The sequence below is a fragment of the Scandinavium sp. M-37 genome (assembly GCF_043558715.1).
Classification (GTDB): domain Bacteria; phylum Pseudomonadota; class Gammaproteobacteria; order Enterobacterales; family Enterobacteriaceae; genus Scandinavium; species Scandinavium vulneris_A.
This window is the reverse complement of record NZ_JBIGIN010000076.1, coordinates 1-1,623: the sequence shown is the minus strand read 5'-3', so window position 1 is coordinate 1,623 and position 1,623 is coordinate 1. Positions and strand designations below refer to the sequence as shown.

Here is a 1,623-nt window from a genome sequence, read left to right as displayed (position 1 = left end):
CCTGCCCGTCGAAAATGGGCAGTTAGTTCCCACCCCCGCCGAGCCGGGCGTGATTAACATCGACACCATCTCTGACAACCAGGGTGTGCACACCGGGACTGTCAACAACTTCGGCTTTACCGACGACCTGACCCCGACCCTTTCCGGGAATGCCGACCCACGAGGCGCAGGCACGATTATTCAGTTCTGTATCAACACCGAACTTGTCGGCAGCGCCAGGATTAGCGCCGACGGCAGCTGGTCCTTCACCCCGGAAAAACCGCTCGAAGCCAACCACGAATACATCTTCCAGTCCATTGTCCAGGACGGCGGCAGCAAGCAGTTCCTTATTTCCCTGCCCTACACCATCACCACCACTGACCTGAACGGCGATATCCCGGCAACAGCCTCCCTCGACAGCGTGGTGGATAATGTCAGCGACTATAACGGCGCCGTCGGGCCGCTGAAAGACGGCGGGCTGACCAACGATGCCCGGCCGGAACTGTCCGGTCATGCCACCGCCGGAGCGACGGTGAATATCTATGACAACGGCGTCCTGCTGGACACCACCACCGCGAAGGCCGACGGTAGCTGGACGTACACCCCGACCAAAGCCCTCACCGACGGTACCCATAACCTGGCGGTGAGCGCCGTTAACGCCACCGGCGAAAGTAAGCAGGTAACCTTCACGATTGGGGTGGACACCCTGACCACCAAGCCGGTGGTCGACAGCGCCACCGATGACCAGGGTGCCATGACGGGCAACCTCGCCGGCGGCGGCCTGACCGATGACAGCCGTCCGGTCCTGCACGGCTATGCCGAACCCAACAGCCGGGTCGATATTCACGTCTTTGGCCCCAACGGCCAGGAGCTGTATTACGACAGCGTGACGTCCAGTGCGGACGGCACCTGGGATTATCAGACGCGGGCGTTCACGACCCAGGGGACCTATTCCTTTGGCATCAGCGCCATTGACCAGGCCGGGAATGCCTGGCGGGACTACGGCACAAAATTCACCCTGAAATACGTCGGCAGCAACCAGGATGACACCACCGCCCCGGAGGCGGCCACCAGCCTGGTGCTGAATGACAATGTGGGCAGCATTAAAGGGGCCATCCATGACCAGGGCCTGACCGATGACAACACCCCGACGCTGACCGGGAAGGCCGAAGCCGGTACCACGGTGGTGGTCTCGGATAACGGTCTGGAGCTGGGTACCGCCATCGTGAAGGCGGACGGCAGCTGGACCTTAACGCCGTATCCGCCCCTGAATGACGGGCAGCACAGCATCACCACGGTGGTGAAGGATGCGGCCGGTCAGTCAAGCACCGTATCTGAGCCCATTACCTTTACGGTGGACACGCACACGGACGCCCCGGTTATCTCCGGTTACCTGGATGACGTGGGCGTCAGCACCGGGACGGTGGAGTATGGCGGGCGTACCGATGACAAAGACGGCGTACTGAGCGGTCATGCTGAGCCGGGCAGCACTATCAGGCTGACCCTGTGGGGACCGCGGGGAGTGCAGTACCGTAATGTCGCCCACACGGTCACCGACAGCGACGGCAACTGGCATATCCAGCTGAGTGACGGTACGCGTCTGCTTGGCACCCAGGGTAACTGGACGTTCCGGGTCACGGCGAC

The 1,623-nt window shown here is 62.1% G+C and carries 1 protein-coding gene; it reads left to right on the top strand.

What is annotated here, in order from left to right:
• On the top strand, positions 1–1,623 hold a 1,623-nt coding region (locus ACG0Z5_RS23700), incomplete at both ends, for an Ig-like domain-containing protein (RefSeq protein ID WP_394451605.1).